Origin of the sequence: Caldimonas sp. (assembly GCF_046291045.1) — a bacterium.
In the GTDB taxonomy this organism is placed as follows: Bacteria; Pseudomonadota; Gammaproteobacteria; order Burkholderiales; family Burkholderiaceae_C; genus Caldimonas.
In genome coordinates this window covers 75659-92385 of the sequence record NZ_JBKBSL010000006.1, presented here as the reverse complement: position 1 = coordinate 92385, position 16727 = coordinate 75659, and the positions used below count along the sequence as shown (strand labels likewise).

The following is a 16727-nucleotide window of genomic DNA, read 5'->3' as shown; positions in this document are numbered from 1 at the left end:
ATGAAGCGGCCCGCCCGTCCAGACAGGCAGCCGTGGCGTTCAGCGCGTGACGGTCTGGGTCTTGACCTTGAAGCGTTCCTTGAGCGAGGCGTAGTAGGCCTGGGCTTCGGCGGCGCCCCAAGCTTCGGCGTACTGCGTCTTGAGCTGCTCGCCGGCGGGCGAAGGATCGCGGCCCAGCACTTTGTTGACGCGCACGACCGCGTAGCCCTCGCTGCCCAGGTCCACACCCACCCAGGCCGGCAGGGGGTCGGCGGCGGCCAGCGCGGCACGCAGCACCTGCGGCGGCAGCCCGCCAGCATCCAGCCGCGAAACCGCCTTGGGGCTTTCCAGGCTGGCCGACTCCGGGGCGGCGGCCTTCCAGGCCTCCAGCTTGGCCTGCCCTTCCTGGCGCGCCAGCTCGGCAGCCTTGCGGGCCACGACACGCTCGCGCACACGGTCACGCACCTCCTCCAGCGGCAAGGTGCGCGCCGGCGAGTGTTCGACGATGCGGGCCGAGACGAGCTGGCCCTGCCCCACTTCGATGGCCTGGGTGTTGCGCTTGCTCGTGATGCTGTCGGCGCTGAACAGGGCTTCGAGCAGCCGGGCGTTGGCCAGCGGGCCTTGGGCCCCGCTGGCGGGCTGGCGCTCGACACGCTCGGCCTTGCGCACCTGCAGCCCCAGCGCGTCGGCGGCGGGCTGGAGGCTGTCGGGCTGTTCGTAGACCAGGTTGCTGAACTGCTCGGCCACCTCGGCAAAGCGGGTCTGCGCGAGCTGGCTGCGCACGGCTTCCTCGATCTCGGCACGCACGGCCTCGAAGGGCTTGCGTTCACCGCCGCGCACATCGGTCAGGCGGATGATGTGGATGCCGAAGTCGGTCTCGACCAGATCGCTGGTCTGGCCGGGCTTGAGCGCGTAGACGGCGTCCTCGAAGGGCTTGACCATGGCCCCGCGACCGAAGAAGCCAAGATCACCGCCTTGCGCGGCCGAACCCGGGTCCTGGGAATGCTGGCGCGCCAGCTCGGCGAAGGCCTCGGGTCGGGCCTTGAGCTGATCGAGCAGTTGCTGGGCCTTGGCGCGGGCCTGCTCGCGTTGGCCGGCCTCGGCCTGGATGAGGATGTGGCTGGCACGACGCTCCTCGGGCGTGGAGTAGCGCGAAATGTTCTCCTCGTAGTACTTGCGCAGGTCGTCGGCCGAGATGTTCAGCCCTCGCTTGACCGATTCGATGTCGAGCACGAGGTATTCGACCGAGGCCTGCTCGCGCGATTGGAACTGCGAGGCATGGGCAGGGTCGTTGTAGTAGGCAGACAGCTCTTCTTCAGAGGGCTGGACACGCTCGGCGAAATCCTTGGCGGCAAAGAGCTTCCATTGCACCTCGCGCGACTGCAAGAAGGCGTCGAGGGCCAAGTCACGCACGGTGCGGCCCGCCACGGCGCTGCCGGCCACGGGGCCCATCACCTGACGCAGCGAGAGGTCGCGGCGCAGGCTCTCGGCGAACTGCTCGGAGCTCATGCCCTGAGCGCTCAGGATCTCGGAATTCACCGTGCCGTCGGGCCGGCGCAGGAACTCGAATTGTGGATCGGTCCGGAAGACACGACGCACCCGCTCGTCGGCCGTGACCAGGTGTTGCTTGTCGGCGGCCAGGGCCAGTACACGCTCACGCACCAGGGAATCCAGCGTGCTCTGTTTCATGGCCGGCGTATCGAGCATGGCGATGTCCACGCCGGGCATCTGCTGACGCACGCGCTCGATCGAACGGCGATGCGCTTCGTCGAGCTCGCCCTGCGTGATCTCCAGGTTGCCCACATGAGCCACGACTTGGCGGCCCTCGCGGAACTGGGTGTAACCGTCCAGTCCGAAGAAGACGAAGGACGGAATGATCAGCAGCAACAACACCAGGAACAGGATGCGCGAGTTGTTGCGGATGGCGTCGAACATCGGACAGACCTCTTGAGTGAGCGGCAGGCCGGCCGCCTAAGGATGAACCATCTTCAAAGACAACAAAGGCGAACCGCGGTTCGCCTTGGAGTCCTGTCGGTGGGTCCGGGGCCGCGCGTCGTGGTGTCACGACGCGGGAACGCGCATTTTAGCGCAGCCCCGACGGGGGGACGCAGAGCCCGTGGTGGGTGCTGAGGGGTTCGAACCCCCGACCTACGCCTTGTAAGGGCGCCGCTCTACCAGCTGAGCTAAGCACCCGGGCAAACGCCAACGGTCAGTTCAGCGCGTCCTTCAGGGCCTTGCCCGGACGGAACTTCGGCACCTTGGCCGCCTTGATTTTGATGGTGGCACCGGTGCGCGGGTTGCGGCCACTGCGAGCGGCGCGCTTGCCCACGGCAAAGGTGCCAAAGCCCACCAACGAGACGGTGCCGCCCTTTTTCAGGGTGGTCCGCACGCCGCCGATCATCGCTTCCAGGGCGCGGCTGGCAGCGGCCTTGGAGATGTCGGCTTGTTTGGCGATGTGCTCGATGAGTTCAGTCTTGTTCACGAAAACCCCCTCTCAAGGTGTCTCACACGAAAGATATGGATCCCGGCGCCGCGATTGCGCATGACGCTGTGATGGTGGTTTGGGCGGCTGGCGAAGCTGCGCGACCATTACAGCCACGGCCCCCGACAGTGTCAAGGGCGGATGCGGATTCTATGCGGTTTGCCGTTGCTTCATGAGTGAAAGATCCGCGTGAAATCTCGTCTTGACAGGGGTTGTGCGCCTTTCGCCCACCCTGCGGTCATGCGCCGCCCAGGGCTTGCGCCACCGCCCGGCCGAGATCTTCGGTGCTGGCCGCCCCCCCGAGATCAGGGGTGCGCGGTGCACCGCTGGAGGGTTCGAGCACCTGCTCGATGGCCGCCAGGATCGCGTCGTGCGCCTGTCGGTGGCCGAGGAAGTCGAGCATCATCGCAGCCGACCAGATCTGGCCGATGGGGTTGGCGATATGGCGTCCGGCAATATCGGGCGCCGAGCCATGGACCGGCTCGAACAGCGATGGGAAGCGCCGGTCTGGGTTGAGGTTGGCTGAGGGCGCGATGCCGATCGTGCCGGTGCAGGCAGGCCCGAGGTCGCTGAGGATGTCGCCGAAGAGGTTGCTGGCTACCACCACGTCGAAGTGCTCGGGGCGTTGCACGAAGTGGGCCGTCAGGATGTCGATGTGGAATTTGTCCACGCTCACCCCGGGATACTGCCTGCTCATGGCTTCGACCCGTTCGTCCCAGTAGGGCATCGTGATGGCGATGCCGTTGGACTTCGTCGCCGACGTGAGCTTGCGGCGCGGCCGCGACTGGGCCAAGTCGAAGGCAAACTTCAGCACGCGGTCCACGCCGATGCGACTCATCACCGTTTCCTGGATGACGATCTCGCGCTCGGTGCCTTCGTACATGCGCCCACCCACCGAGGAGTATTCGCCCTCGGTGTTCTCGCGCACGATCATCATGTCGATCTCACCGGCGGCACGCGGCTGGCCGTCTCGGCGTACCAGCGGGGAGCGGATGCCGGGCATCAGCCGAGCCGGGCGCAGGTTGATGTATTGATCGAACTCCCGGCGGAACTTCAGCAGCGAGCCCCATAGCGAGACGTGGTCGGGGATCTTCTCAGGCCAGCCCACGGCCCCGAAGAAGATCGCGTCGTGCCCGCCAATGCGATCCTTCCAGTCGTCGGGCAACATCTTGCCGTGGCGCTCGTAGCAGTCCCAGCTCGCGAAGTCGAACTCGTCCACCTCCAGCGCGATGCCGAACCGGCGCGCCGCGGCGTCGAGCACGCGCAAGCCCTCGGGCATCACCTCCTTGCCGATGCCGTCGCCGGCGATTGCCGCAATGCGCAGCTTGCCCGGGGCGCTCGAAACGTTCATGACTTTCTCCTTTGGTGCACCGCCCCGCCGGCGCGGCGGATCGGTCGGAAAGATTGTGGGTCGCCATGCCATCGCCCACAAGCAATGATCTGGCAATATATTCTTTCCTAGAAGGCATGAATTGAGATGGCCCAATGATCGAACGCCGTGATCTGCAACTGGTACTCGCCGTGGCCGACCAGGGCAGCCTCGCCGCTGCAGCGCGGGCACTGGACATGGAGCCACCCGCCGTGACCAAGCGGCTGGCGGCGCTGGAGTCACGCCTGGGCCTGAGGCTGTTCCATCGCACCACCCGGCGCCTGGGCCTCACCGACGAAGGGGAGGTGTTCTGCGCTCGGACGCGCGAACTGCAGGCCGGCTTGGCTGAGCTGGAATCAGAGCTGCAAGAGCGCGTGGGCGAACCACGCGGACTCATCCGTCTGGTCAGCACCCTGGGCTTTGGACGACGCTGGGTGGCCCCCGCGCTGGCCGATTTCCAGGCGCGGTACCCCGCGGTGGAAGTCCAGCTCCATCTGATGGAGCAGTGGCCGGACCTGGCCACCGGCAGCTTCGATGCGGCTGTGTGGCTGTGGCGTCCGCCGCAGACCGACGTGGTACTGCGCCGACTGGCAGGCAATCGGCGCATCGTCGTCGGCTCCCCTGACTACCTGCGCCGGCACGGCACCCCGCAGCAACCGGCCGACCTGGCGCATCACCACTGCCTCGTGGTGCGCGAGCATGACAGCCGCTACGCCACCTGGCGGCTCACGGCGCTGGACCGCCGGCGCCGCCCCGCCGAGGTCGCCGTGCGCGTGAGTGGGCCGCTGTCGAGCAACTCCGGCGAGGTCGTGCGCGATTGGGCGCTCGCAGGGCGGGGACTGATGCTGCGCTCGCTGTGGGACGTCCACGAGGCCCTGGCCGATGGCCGGCTCGTGCAGGTGCTGCCCGACTACGCCATGCTCGACGCCGATGTGCACTGGGTGGTCCGCCCGCGCGCGGCGGGCGCGCCCCTGCCCTGGCGGCTGCGCCTGCTGCAGGATCACCTCACACGCTGGCTGGCCGATCCGCCCTGGTTGCGCACCACGAGCCACACGCCCCAGGCCACGATGCCCATGCCGGCCAGCGCAAGGGCGGTGAGAGTCTCACCGAAGAGCAGCCAGGCCAGCACGGCCGTGCAAGGGGGCACGAGGTAGAGCAGGCTCGTGAAGGAGGTGGCGGCGCCACGCTGGATCAGCAGGTACATCAGCGAATTGCCGCCCAGCGTGAGCACCAGCACCGACCACGCCATCGCCCCGATGAAGTGTGGATGCAGGACGATCGGCTCGGCTTCCAATGCGGCCAGCGGGGCCGACACGGCCAGCGCGGCCATCAGTTGTACGGCGTTGCCGGTGCGCGGGTCGCCGCCCACGACGCACCGCTTCTGATAGAGCGTGCCCGCGGTGATGGCCAGCAGGGCCCACAGCGCCAGGGCCAGGCTCACCGGGCCGGCCTCACCCACCCCCAGCTTGTCCCACACCACCATCACGAGGCCCGCAAAGCCCAGGCCCAGGCCGGCCCACTGACGCAGGCTGACGCGGCCTTCCCCCAGACGATCGACCGCGCTCACCCACACCGCCGTGAGCACCGGCTGCAAGCCCACGATCAGCGCCACCAGACCGGCGCCCATGCCGGCCTTGACGGCGGCCCACACGCCGCCCAGGTAGCCCGCATGCAGCAGCACACCGACCACCGCCAGATGGCCCCATTGCGAACGGGTGGACGGCCAGCGCGCGCCAGCCCATCGGGCCCAGATCACCAGGCCGAGCACCGAAAAGGCGAAGCGCCAGGCCAGGAAGTTCATCGGTGGCGCATGAGGCATGCCGAAGCGGGCCACCACGAAGCCCGTGCTCCAGATGAGCACGAAGACCCAGGGCATGGCGCGCAGCCACGCGCCTTCGCCGGGGCGAGTCATCGGGACTTCGCGCGGATCTCGGGCAGCGCCTTCTGTAGGTAATAGACCATGGACCAGATGGTCAGGATCGCAGCCACGTAGATCAGGCCCGTGCCCCACAGGCGGGTGTCGATGAAGCGCAGGATCACGCCGTCATAGAGCAGGAAGGGGATGGCCACCATCTGGGTGCCCGTCTTGAGCTTGCCCAGCATGTGCACGGCCACGCTGCGCGAGGCCCCGATGCTGGCCATCCACTCACGCAACGCCGAGATGGCGATCTCGCGGCCGACGATGACCAGCGCGATCAACGCCCCCACCCGGTCCAGTTCCACGAGCACCAGCAGCGAGGCGCACACCAGGAACTTGTCGGCCACCGGGTCGAGGAAGGCCCCGAAGGCCGAGGTCTGGTTGAGCCGGCGCGCCAGCCAGCCGTCGGCCCAGTCGGTGAGCGCAAAGATGATGAACAGCACCGCGGCGGCCAGGTTGCGCGTGGCCACGTCCAGCGAGGGCAGGTAGAACACCCCCACGATGAGCGGGATGGCCACGATGCGGGCCCAGGTCAACAGGGTGGGGAGATTGAAGAACATGGGCGCGATTGTGGCTCAGTCCAGCGTTCGGGGTTTGAAGCGCCGGTCGTCCCGGAACAGGAAGGTTTCGGTCAGCCGCCAAGGTTGGGGCAGATGGGCCACGCTGCCGAAGGGCGCCGCACGGCGCACGGCCTCGATGGCCAGCTGGGTGGTGTCGCGCGCCTGTCCGGGATAGCGCAGCACCTCGATGCGCCGCACGCTGCCGTCGGCGTTGAGGTCGATGGCCAGCACGGGGATGGCCAGCAGCACATCGGGCGGCCGGTCCAGGTACACGCCCTGCGCATTGGCCGACACGATGCGTCGCGCGGCCCGCAGTCGGTATTCGTCCCAGTTGCGCGCGCGAGCCTCCACCGGCACCGGCGCGGCCGGATCCACCGCACGGGTCTCGGGCGCCGTCGGCGTAGGCGTTGGCGCCGGCGCCCTCGGCGGCGGGGAGCACCCCAGCAGCGCGGCACAGGCGGCCAGCGACGCGGTCCACAGGTGCAATCGGCAGTGTCGGCGGGGCTTCATGCGGGTTCTCCTCGTTGCAGACGTGACGACCGGTTCAGTGCAGCGCCTTGTAGATCTCTTCGGCCAGCTCGCGCGAAATGCCGTCCACCGTGGCCAGATCGTCCACACTGGCTTGGGCCACACCGCGCAGACCGCCAAAGCGTTGCAGCAGTCTAGCCCGCTTCTTGGGCCCTACGCCGGGGATGTCCTCGAGCTTCGATCCGCCCGTGCGCACCGAGGCACGCCGTGCGCGCATGCCGGTGATGGCGAATCGGTGGGCCTCGTCGCGAATCTGGGCCACCAGCATCAGGGCGGCCGATTCGCGGCCGAGAAAGACCTTCTCGCGGCCATCGGCGAAGACGAGTTCTTCCAGGCCCACCTTGCGGCCCTCCCCTTTCTCGACCCCCACGATCAGCCCAAGGTCCAGCCCCAGCTCCTCGAAGACCTCACGAGCCATGGCCACCTGGCCGCGCCCGCCGTCGACCAGCACCAAGTCGGGCAGCCGCGCCTCGCCCTTGCCCGCCGCCTCGGCCAGCTTGGCATAGCGCCGCGTGAGCACCTGTCGCATGGCGGCGTAGTCGTCCCCGGGGGTGATGCCCTCGATGTTGTAGCGCCGGTACTGGCCGGTTTGCATCTTGTGGTTCTCGTACACCACGCAGGCCGCCTGGGTCGCCTCGCCGGCCGTGTGGCTGATGTCGAAACATTCGATGCGGAAGCCGTCCAGGTTCTCGGGGCTGAGATCCAGGGCCTCCACCAGGGCTCGGGTGCGCGCTTGCTGCGAACCCTCCTCGGCCAGCAGCCGCGCCAGCGCCAGCTCGGCGCCCTTGAGGGCCATCTCCAGCCACACACGGCGCTGCTCGCGCGGCTGTTGCACGGCGTGGATCTTCCCTCCGGTCTGCGCCGACAGCGCTTCCAGCAAGGCCTTGTCCACCGGGTGGCTCACCACCAGCAGGGGCGGCACGCCGCCGTCCAGGTAGTGCTGAGCGATGAAGGCCTCCAGCACCTGGGCTTCCACGGACGGGCGTTCCGCAGTCTGCGACGCATCGTCCTCGTCCGCCGCCACCGCCGACGCCTCCTCCACATGAGTGGGGAAATAGGCCCGGTCGCCCAGGTGACGGCCGCCGCGCACCATCGCCAAGTTCACGCAGGCGCGCCCGCCCTGCACCTTCACCGCCAGGATGTCGGCATCGCGGTCGCTGCCGGTGTCCACGGCCTGCTGGTGCAGCACGCGCGACAAGGCCCCGAGCTGGTTGCGGATCTCGGCTGCCTGCTCGAACTCCAGCTTCTCGGCGTGCGCCATCATCTGTGCCTGCAAGGTGTCGATCACCTCCTGCTGCTCACCCCGCAGGAACCGCTCGGCATGGGCCACGTCGCGGGCATAGTCCTGCGGGCTGACCAAACCCACGCAAGGGCCCGAGCAGCGCTTGATCTGGTAGAGCAGACAGGGCCGGGTGCGGTGATTGAACACCGTGTCCTCGCAGGTGCGCAGACGGAAGACCTTCTGTAGCAGCTGGATCGATTCCTTGACCGCCCAGGCGCTCGGGTAGGGCCCGAAATAGCGGTGCTTCTTGTCCACCGCCCCGCGGTAATACGCCAGGCGCGGGTAAGCGTGCGAGGCGATCTTGAGATAAGGGTAGCTCTTGTCGTCGCGGAACAGGATGTTGAACCGCGGATGCAGCGTCTTGATGAGGTTGTTCTCGAGCAGCAAGGCCTCGGCCTCGCTGCGCACCACGGTCGTTTCCAGGCGCGCGATGCGGGAGACCATATGGCCGATGCGCGTGCCGCCATGGTTCTTCTGAAAATAGCTGGACACCCGCTTCTTCAGGTTGCGGGCCTTGCCCACGTAGAGCACGGTGCCCTGGGCGTCGAAGTAGCGGTAGACCCCGGGCAAGCCCGGCAGGGCCGCCACCTCGGCCAGCAGGCGCTCGCGATGGGCCTCGGACGGCGTACCGGCAGCGGACTCGATGGTTGCGTCGGAACTCATGCGGGAATTGTGCCGCTCCCGGCGCCCCCACAATGGCGGCATGCGTTGGGATCTTTTCTGTCGGGTCATCGACAACTACGGCGACATCGGGGTGTGCTGGCGGCTGGCGGCCGACCTGGCCGGCCGCGGGCAGGTCGTGCGGCTGTGGGTCGACGACCCCAGCGCCTTGAGCTGGATGGCCCCGCACGGCTGTACGGGCGTCGAGGTGCGCCTTTGGCGCGAGCACTGGGATCCGGTGGAGCCCGCCGAGGTGGTGGTCGAGGCCTTCGGCTGCGATCCGCCCGATCCGTACATCGAGCGCATGGCCGAGCGCAGCCCCCCGCCGGTGTGGATCAACCTCGAGTACCTCAGTGCCGAGGACTACGTCGAGCGTTCTCACGGCTTGCCTTCGCCGCGCTGGCAGTCGCCCGGTGCGGGGCTGGTCAAGCGATTCTTCTACCCGGGCTTCACGCCCCGCACCGGCGGCCTGCTGCGCGAGCCGGGCCTGCTCGCACGTCGGGCCGCCTTTGACGGTGCGGCCTGGCTGGCCCGGCAAGGGCTGGCCCTAAGTCCGCACGAACGGGTGGTCTCGCTGTTCTGTTACGACAATCCCCGACTGAGCCTCTGGCTCGAAGGCCTGACCGAGCACCCGACGCTGCTGCTGGTGACGCCCGGACAGGCCGCCCGTCAAGTCGCCGCCCTGCTGGGCCAGCCCCCCCGCGAGGGCAGGACCGACGCGGTGGGCGCACTGCGTGTGCACTGGCTGCCGCTGTTGACCCAGACGGAGTTCGATCATCTGCTGTGGGCCTGCGATCTGAACGTCGTGCGTGGCGAGGATTCGTTCGTGCGGGCCCAGTGGGCGGCCAGGCCCCTCCTTTGGCACATCTACCCCCAAAGCGACGGGGCCCACGCCCCCAAGCTCGAGGCCTTCCTCGACCGCTACCTGGAAGGAATCGCCCCCGGCGAGGCCGACGCCCTGCGGGCCTTGTGGCGCGCCTGGAACGGGTTGTCGGGCGACCTGCAGGCGCTGCACCCGTCGGCCTGGCCCGAGCCGACCGCCTGGCGCACCCATGCCGGGCGCTGGTGTGAGGCCCTGGCCGCGCAGGTGGACTTGTGCACCCAGGTGCTGGATCTGGCGCAAACTCTGAGGGCGCGCTCGGGGTAGAATAAGAGGCTTTGCGGTATCCGGGTGCGCACGCCTTGCGCGTGTTCGGCTATGAGGCGCCAGTCCCTTCGAACCCGGCCGTGTAGGCACCCCGAAGATTCGCACCGAGACCAGGACCGACCCCCAAGAGGGATTCACCATGAAAATTGCACAGGAAATCCGCGCCGGCAACGTGATCATGCAGGGTAAGGACCCGATGGTCGTGCTCAAGACCGAATACAGCCGCGGTGGCCGCAACGCCGCCACCGTGCGCATGAAGCTCAAGAACCTGCTGAACAACTCCGGTACCGAGGTCGTCTTCAAGGCCGACGACAAGATGGACCAGATCATCCTCGACAAGAAGGAGTGCACTTACTCCTACTTCGCCGACCCGATGTACGTGTTCATGGACACCGAGTACAACCAGTACGAGGTGGAGGCCGAGAACATGGGCGATGCCATCCACTACCTGGAAGACGGCATGGAGGTCGAGGTGGTGTTCTACGAAGGCAAAGCCATCTCGGTGGAACTGCCCACCACCGTGGTGCGCGAAGTCACCTGGACCGAGCCGGCCGTCAAGGGCGACACCTCGGGCAAGGTGCTCAAGCCGGCCAAGATCGCCACGGGCTTCGAAATCCAGGTGCCCATCTTCGTGAACCAGGGCGACAAGATCGAGATCGACACCCGCACGCACGAGTACCGCAAGCGGGTGTGAACCCCTTGGGATCCGTCCAAGAGCCGGCCTGTGGCCGGCTTTTTTCCTTCATGCACGCGGTGTGCCCATGAACACCCAGCCCATCCGGCCCGCCGTCGTCGAGTTCCGCGATGGAGTGCCGTTTGCGCCCACCTTCGGCGATATCTACCACGCGCGCGCCGGCGCGCTGGCGCAAGCCACCCACGTGTTCCTGAACGGCAACGCCCTGCCGCACCGCTGGGCCGGGCGCGACGACTTCACCATCGTGGAGACGGGCTTCGGGCTGGGCAACAACTTCCTCGCCACCTGGGCCGCCTGGCGTGCCGACGCTCAGCGCTGCGAACGCCTGCACTTCGTCTCGATCGAGAAACATCCCCTGGCCCGCGAAGACCTGGCGCGAGTGCTCGCCGACCACCCACTGGGCGACCTGGCGGCGCCGCTGCTGGCGCAATGGCCGCTGCTCACACCCAATCTGCACCGCCTGGAATTCGACAGCGGGCGGGTGCGTCTCACCCTGGCTTTCGGGGATGCGAGGGCCTTGCTGCCCGAATTGCGGCTGCGCGCCGATGCGTTCTACCTCGACGGTTTCGCGCCCGACCGCAACCCTGAGATGTGGGGCGAGCGCCTGCTGGCGGGGCTGGGCCGTCTGGCCGCTCCCGGTGCCACCGCTGCCACCTGGAGCGCCGCTCGTGCCGTGCGCGATGGCCTGTCGGCTGCAGGCTTCGAGGTGAAACGTGCGCCCGGCTTCGGCGGCAAACGCGACATGACGGTGGCACGGTTTGCGCCCCGGCACTGGGCGCCGCCGCCCGCAGCCCAGGCGCGGCCTGCGGTTCGCAACCGTCATGCCGTGGTATTGGGGGCGGGGTTGGCCGGCGCCAGCGTGGCCCACGCGCTGGCCGCTGCGGGCTGGAGCTGCGAACTCATCGACCGCCATGCCCGGCCGGCCGCCGGCGCCTCCGGCAATCCCGCGGGACTCTTCCATGGCATCGTACTGCCCGATGACGGGGCTCATGCCCGGCTGCACCGTGCCGCCGCGCTGCGTCTGCAGCAGGGGCTGCTGCGGCTGCGCGAGCGCCATCCCCTGACCGGTGGCTTCGAGGGCCTGCTGCGCGCTGACGACGGACCAGTGTCCTCGATGCAGGCCCTGCTGGCCCGCCAAGGCCTGCCGCCTGGCTATGTGCAAGCTCTGGATCCGACCGAAGCCGCAGCCCTGAGCGGCTTGCCCCTGGGCCGCCCGGCCTGGTACTTTCCGGGCGGCGGCTGGCTGCGGCCGGCCGACCTGGTGCAGGCCCTCTTGGCGCAGGCGGGTGAGGCCGTGCGCTGGCGCGGCACGCTGGAGATCCGTGCGCTGTCTCGCCTGGCCGACGGCTGGGCGCTGGTCGATGCCGCCGGCGCCGTGGCGGCCCGCGCCGAGGTGGTCGTGCTGGCCAACGCCTTCGAGGCCGCCTCGCTGGTCCCCGGCTTTCCCTGGCCGCTGCAGCGGGTGCGCGGCCAAGTCACCCGGTTGCCGGCCACGCTGCCCGGCCTGACCTTGCCCCGCATGCCCGTGGCCGCTGGCGGCTATCTGCTGCCCGCCCATGACGGGTGGTCGCTGTGCGGCGCAACCAGTCAGCCCGGTGACGACGACCCCACGGTGCGCGCGAACGACCACTCGCACAACCTGGCCCAGCTCGCTCGGCTGGGCGTGAAGCCACCAGCGGTCGATCCGGCCAGGTTGGAAGGCCGGGTCGGCTGGCGCGCCGTGACGCCCGACCGCCTGCCCCTGATCGGCCCGCTGCCAGACGTGGCCGCGCTGCCCACCCTGGGCCACCGTGCCGGTCAGCCCCGCCACCTGCCGCGCCTGCCCGGGCTGTACGCATGCACCGGGCTGGGGTCGCGCGGGATCACTTGGTCGCTGCTGGCTGGCGAGATCGCGGCCGCCTGGATCACGGGTCAACCCTGCCCGGTGGAGGGCGGATTGCTCGATGCGGTGGACGTGGGGCGCTACCTCAGTCGCCGTGCGCGCCGTGCGCGCCCTTGACGGACTCAGCCCCGCTCGTCCACAGCCTCGTCGGACAACAAGCCGGCGGCCTGGGCATCGGGCAAGGCCTCGACGGCTCGAAGCGCCCGGCTCATCTGCCGCGTGCGGGTCTCGGCCTTGTCCAGGGTGTTGAGCACCGTCTGGGTCTGGTCCTTCACGCGGGCCAGCACCTCCCCGAACTTGCCGAACTCGGTCTTGACGGCCCCCAGCACCTTCCAGACCTCGGACGAGCGTTTCTCCAGCGCCAGGGTGCGAAAGCCCATTTGCAGGCTGTTGAGCATGGCCAGCAAGGTGGTGGGCCCGGCCAGGATGACGCGGTGATCGCGCTGCAGGGCGTCGGTGAGGCCCGGGCGGCGCAGCAGTTCGGCGTACAGCCCCTCGGTGGGCACGAACAGCACGCCGAAGTCGGTGGTGTGCGGCGGGGCCAAGTACTTGGTCGCGATGCTGCGCGCCTCGTCGCGGATGCGCTGCTCCAGGGCCTTGGCCGCGGCCTCGGCAGCCTCACGGTCGGCATCGTCCTGCGCGGCCAGCAGCCGCTCGTAATCCTCGCGCGGGAACTTGGCGTCCAGCGGCAGCCACACGGGGGCGCCGTCGTCGCCCTTACCCGGCAGGCGGATCGCGAACTCGACCCGCTCGCGGCTGCCCGGCACAGTGGCCACGTTGGTTTCGTACTGCTCTGGGGTGAACACCTGTTCCAACAAGGCGGCGAGCTGGGTCTCGCCGAACACACCGCGGGTCTTCACATTGGTCAGCACCCGTTTGAGATCCCCCACCCCCTGGGCCAGCGACTGCATCTCGCCCAGGCCGCGATGCACCTGCTCCAGGCGTTCGGCCACTTGCCTGAAGCTCTCGCCCAAGCGCTGCTCCAACGTGGCATGCAGCTTCTCGTCCACCGTCTGGCGCATCTGCTCGAGCTTCTTCTCGTTGTCGGCGGCCAGCGCGGCCAGTCGGGTCTCCACCGTCTGACGCACCTCGGCCAAGCGGCGCTCGTTGGCCTCGGACAAAGCCCGCAACTGCTCGTTCAAGCCCTCGGCAAAGCGCCGCAGGGCGACGTCTTGCGCCTCGCGCGCCGACTGGGCCTGGGCAGTGAGTGCCGAGGCCGTCGAGCGCAGGCTGTCGGCGACGAGCTGCTGCAGGGTCGCCAGTTGCGCGCGGAAGCTGTCGATCTGCTCGTTCTGGGTGCGCGCCACGTCGCCCTGCTGAGTCATCAGGGTCTGCTGGAACAGCGCCAGCGTACCGCCAAGTTCCTGGCGCGTGCCTTGGGCGCTGCGGCTCAGTTCGTCTCGCAGCTCCCGCTCCAGGCGCACCAGCGCCTCGCCCTGCAGCCGCGTCTGCGCCAGCAGGTCCTCCCGACTGGCTGCCGGCTCGCGCCCGGCGCCGAGCATCCGCCAGGCCAGAACGATCAGCACCACGACATTGGTCGCGCCCAGCGCGGCCAGCCACCACAGATTCGATTCCATCGGCCGATTGTGTCAGTCCCGCAACGCTCTCAGCGCTTCAGCACTTCCGGGTTCACCGGCGTGGGTGGGCGGCCCGCATCCGGCCCGCAGCCCAGCGCGGCGATCAGGTTGTCCACCGCCAGGTTCGCCATGGCCCGACGCGTGGCCACCGAGGCGCTGGCGATGTGGGGCGTCAGCACGACATTGGGCACCTCCAGCAGGTGCGGATGCACATGGGGTTCACCCTCGAACACATCCAGCCCGGCCGCCGCGATCCGTCCGTCGCGCAAGGCCTGAGCCAAGGCCGCATCGTCCACCACACCGCCCCGGGCAATGTTGGTCAGGGTGGCCGTGCGCTTCATCTGCGCCAGCTCGGCCGCCCCGATGGCGTGGTGGGAACTGGGGGAGTACGGCACGACGATCACCAGATGGTCCGCCTCGCGCAGCAGCGTGGCCTTGTCGACATAGCGTGCACCGCACTGCGCCTCGGTCGCCTCGGGCAGGCGCGAGCGGTTGTGGTAGATCACCTTCATGCCGAAGCCATGCGCGCCACGCCGCGCGATGGCCTGGCCGATGCGCCCCATCCCCAGGATGCCCAGCGTGGCACCGTGCACATCCGGCCCCACGAACATGTCGTAGCGCCATTTCGTCCACCGGCCGGCGCGCAGATAGTGCTCCGACTCGGCGATGCGACGCGCCGCAGCCATCATCAGCGCAAAGCCGAAGTCGGCGGTGGTCTCGGTCAGCACGTCCGGCGTGTTGGTGACGACGATGCCGCGCGCGGTGCAGGCCTGCACATCGATGTTGTTGTAGCCCACGGCCATGTTGCACACCGCCCGCAGCTGCGGGTGGGCCGCCAGCAAGGCTTCATCGATGCGCTCGCTGCCGGTGGCGATCAGCCCGGCCTTGCCCTGCAGGGCCCGGCTCAGGGCCTCGGGACTCCACACCTCGTCCTCGGGATTGTCCTGGACCTCGAAGTACCCCCTCAGGCGGTCGATGATGTCGGGGAAGGTGGCGCGCGCCACAAGCACCTTGTGCACGACGGTCTCCTTGATGATGAGCCCGACCATTGTAGGAAGGCCCCCGGTCGACCGAGCTGAGCATGGGCTGAACGCCGCCGCCCATGAAAGCGCCGACACTCAAGCGCCAAGGCAGGTGCCGCACGATGAAGCCCCCGTACTCGAGCGCTATCGCAGCCCCTCCAGCGCCGCCGCCAAAGCCGCCGGCAGCGGCACCGGCTTGCGCGTGACGCGATCCACGTAGACGTGCACGAAATGCCCCCGCGCCGCCGTGAGCGGCTCGCCCTGCGCGAACAGCCCCACCTCGTAGCGCACGCTCGACGACCCCAGATGCGCCACGCGCAACCCGGCCTGCACCGTCTGCGGAAAGGCCAGCGGCGCAAAGTAATTGCACTGGGTCTCCACCACCAGGCCGATGACCCCGCCCGCATGGATGTCCAGCACGCCCCGGGAGATCAGGTACTCGTTGACCACCGTGTCGAAGTAGCTGTAATAGACGACGTTGTTGACGTGGCCATAGACGTCGTTGTCCATCCAGCGCGTGGTGATGGGCAGGAAGTGGCGGTAGGCCTCTCGGGGTTCAGCCTGGGGTCGGCTCATGCCGGGTGTCCTCCTCGAATGGGGCCTGGGCACGGGACCAACGCTGCCAGTGCTCGCAGGCCAGTTGCAGGGTGCGCCATTGCAGCGCCACGGTCTGTGCAAGGTCGTGGCCGTAGCCGCCGGCCATGGTGACGACCACCGGGATGCCCCGCTCGGCGGCGGCCCCCAGCACCCGGGCATCGCGCTCGGCCAGTGCGGCCGCCGACACCTTGAGGCGGCCCAGCCGGTCGCCTTCGTGCGGATCGGCGCCGGCCAGGTAAAAGATCAGGCCCGGGAGGGCACCCTCATGGCTGGCCCACAGCGTCTGCAGTGCGCCGTCCAGTGCATCCAGATAGGGCCCGTCGGTGCAGCCGTCGGGCAGTTCCACGTCGAGGTCGCTCACCTCCTTGCGGAAGGGGAAGTTGCGCGCCCCGTGCAGCGACAGGGTGAAGACGGTCGGGTCGTCGCGGAAGATCGCCGCAGTGCCGTTGCCCTGGTGCACGTCCAGGTCGATCACGGCCACGCGCAGCAGGCGTCGGGACTGGCGATGCCACTGCGCCTGCATCAGCCGGGCGGCCACCGCCACGTCGTTGAAGACGCAGTAACCGCTGCCCTTGTCAGCGTAGGCGTGGTGCGTCCCGCCGGCAAGGTTGGCCGCCAGCCCCTCCTCCAGCGCCGCACGGGCCGCCGCTATCGTGGCGCCGACCGAGCGACGGGCACGCTCGGCCATGGCCGGCGACCAGGGAAAGCCAATCTCACGCTGCTGGGCCGGACTGAGCGTGCCCTGCAGCACCGCCTCGATGTAGGCCGGCGCATGGGCCAGGGCCAGTTCCCCTTCGCTAGCCGCAGGCGCCTCCACCAGCCGCACGGCCGGCAGCTCGGCGGCCACGCGGTCGCGCAGCATCCGGTACTTCGCCATCGGGAATCGGTGCCCAGGCGGCAGTGGCAGCACGAAGCGGTCGGAGTAGTAGGCCAGCATGACAGCGGTGAGCGCGATCGGCGCATTGTGGACCGCCGAGGCCTCGCGGGCTCGTCACGGCGGCGACATATCCCTGCGGAACACTCGCCCCCG

14 protein-coding genes, 1 tRNA gene and 1 pseudogene are annotated in these 16727 nt (G+C 68.8%); 4 read left to right on the top strand and 12 right to left on the bottom strand.

All coding sequences use genetic code 11. The features are described 5' to 3' along the window. Positions 1 to 39: 39 nt before the first annotated feature. The 4 genes from ACK4ZD_RS03725 to ACK4ZD_RS03710 all read right to left on the bottom strand — a co-directional run bounded on the left by ACK4ZD_RS03725 (position 40) and on the right by ACK4ZD_RS03710 (position 3812). Positions 40 to 1914: a SurA N-terminal domain-containing protein gene (locus tag ACK4ZD_RS03725; RefSeq protein WP_409658926.1), complete on the bottom strand. Its 1875-nt coding sequence runs from the start codon at positions 1912 to 1914 to the stop codon at positions 40 to 42. Positions 1915 to 2096: 182 nt separating this feature from the next. After that, a tRNA-Val gene (locus ACK4ZD_RS03720) sits at positions 2097 to 2172 on the bottom strand. Between the two features lie 16 nt (positions 2173 to 2188). Further along, positions 2189 to 2461: an HU family DNA-binding protein gene (locus ACK4ZD_RS03715; RefSeq protein WP_104301907.1), complete on the bottom strand. Its 273-nt coding sequence runs from the start codon at positions 2459 to 2461 to the stop codon at positions 2189 to 2191. A gap of 238 nt (positions 2462 to 2699) precedes the next feature. Continuing rightward, positions 2700 to 3812 (bottom strand): tartrate dehydrogenase, encoded by a 1113-nt coding sequence (locus tag ACK4ZD_RS03710; RefSeq protein ID WP_409658924.1) that lies wholly within the window; start codon positions 3810 to 3812, stop codon positions 2700 to 2702. A gap of 134 nt (positions 3813 to 3946) precedes the next feature. On the opposite strand from ACK4ZD_RS03710, the pseudogene ACK4ZD_RS03705 reads away from it, so the two are divergent. Further along, positions 3947 to 4774, top strand: a pseudogene (locus tag ACK4ZD_RS03705) (LysR family transcriptional regulator); the annotation flags it as partial. Positions 4775 to 4830: 56 nt separating this feature from the next. Here ACK4ZD_RS03705 and ACK4ZD_RS03700 read toward each other — a convergent pair. Genes ACK4ZD_RS03700 through uvrC form a run of 4 tightly spaced genes read right to left on the bottom strand, consistent with a single transcriptional unit; the run spans position 4831 to position 8781 of the window. Beyond that, positions 4831 to 5742, bottom strand: a complete 912-nt coding sequence (locus ACK4ZD_RS03700) for a DMT family transporter (RefSeq protein ID WP_409658922.1) — start codon at positions 5740 to 5742, stop codon at positions 4831 to 4833. Next, positions 5739 to 6308, bottom strand: coding sequence for a CDP-diacylglycerol--glycerol-3-phosphate 3-phosphatidyltransferase (pgsA, locus tag ACK4ZD_RS03695; RefSeq protein WP_409658920.1), 570 nt, complete (start codon positions 6306 to 6308; stop codon positions 5739 to 5741). The genes ACK4ZD_RS03700 and pgsA overlap by 4 nt, the downstream gene beginning before the upstream one ends. 15 nt (positions 6309 to 6323) lie before the next feature. Then, positions 6324 to 6818, bottom strand: a complete 495-nt coding sequence (locus ACK4ZD_RS03690) for a hypothetical protein (protein WP_409658918.1) — start codon at positions 6816 to 6818, stop codon at positions 6324 to 6326. Positions 6819 to 6852: 34 nt separating this feature from the next. Continuing rightward, positions 6853 to 8781, bottom strand: a complete 1929-nt coding sequence (uvrC, locus tag ACK4ZD_RS03685; RefSeq protein ID WP_409658916.1) for an excinuclease ABC subunit UvrC — start codon at positions 8779 to 8781, stop codon at positions 6853 to 6855. A 40-nt stretch (positions 8782 to 8821) separates the two neighbouring features. Here uvrC and earP point away from each other — a divergent pair, with 40 nt between their 5' ends. From earP to mnmC, 3 genes are all read left to right on the top strand, one after another. Then, complete coding sequence (gene earP / locus ACK4ZD_RS03680) at positions 8822 to 9925, top strand: elongation factor P maturation arginine rhamnosyltransferase EarP (protein WP_409658914.1); 1104 nt, start codon at positions 8822 to 8824, stop codon at positions 9923 to 9925. 139 nt (positions 9926 to 10064) lie between these two features. Further along, entirely contained in the window at positions 10065 to 10619 is a 555-nt protein-coding gene (efp, locus tag ACK4ZD_RS03675) for an elongation factor P (protein ID WP_409658912.1), read from the top strand. A 67-nt stretch (positions 10620 to 10686) separates the two neighbouring features. Next, positions 10687 to 12618 (top strand): bifunctional tRNA (5-methylaminomethyl-2-thiouridine)(34)-methyltransferase MnmD/FAD-dependent 5-carboxymethylaminomethyl-2-thiouridine(34) oxidoreductase MnmC, encoded by a 1932-nt coding sequence (gene mnmC / locus ACK4ZD_RS03670; protein ID WP_409658910.1) that lies wholly within the window; start codon positions 10687 to 10689, stop codon positions 12616 to 12618. 5 nt (positions 12619 to 12623) lie between these two features. On the opposite strand, the gene rmuC is transcribed toward mnmC, so the two are convergent. The 4 genes from rmuC to ACK4ZD_RS03650 form a co-directional block, all read right to left on the bottom strand. Beyond that, on the bottom strand, positions 12624 to 14078 hold the full coding sequence (gene rmuC / locus ACK4ZD_RS03665) for a DNA recombination protein RmuC (protein WP_409658909.1): 1455 nt from the start codon (positions 14076 to 14078) through the stop codon (positions 12624 to 12626). Between the two features lie 29 nt (positions 14079 to 14107). Then, positions 14108 to 15127 carry a 2-hydroxyacid dehydrogenase gene (locus tag ACK4ZD_RS03660; RefSeq protein WP_409658907.1) on the bottom strand — a complete coding sequence of 340 codons (1020 nt, stop codon included), beginning with the start codon at positions 15125 to 15127 and terminating at the stop codon, positions 14108 to 14110. Positions 15128 to 15244: 117 nt separating this feature from the next. Beyond that, a complete protein-coding gene (locus tag ACK4ZD_RS03655) occupies positions 15245 to 15676 on the bottom strand; it encodes an acyl-CoA thioesterase (protein ID WP_409658905.1) in 432 nt (143 codons plus the stop codon). Further along, positions 15657 to 16634, bottom strand: a complete 978-nt coding sequence (locus tag ACK4ZD_RS03650) for a histone deacetylase (protein ID WP_409658903.1) — start codon at positions 16632 to 16634, stop codon at positions 15657 to 15659. Before ACK4ZD_RS03650 ends, ACK4ZD_RS03655 begins: the two co-directional genes overlap by 20 nt. Positions 16635 to 16727 lie beyond the last annotated feature (93 nt).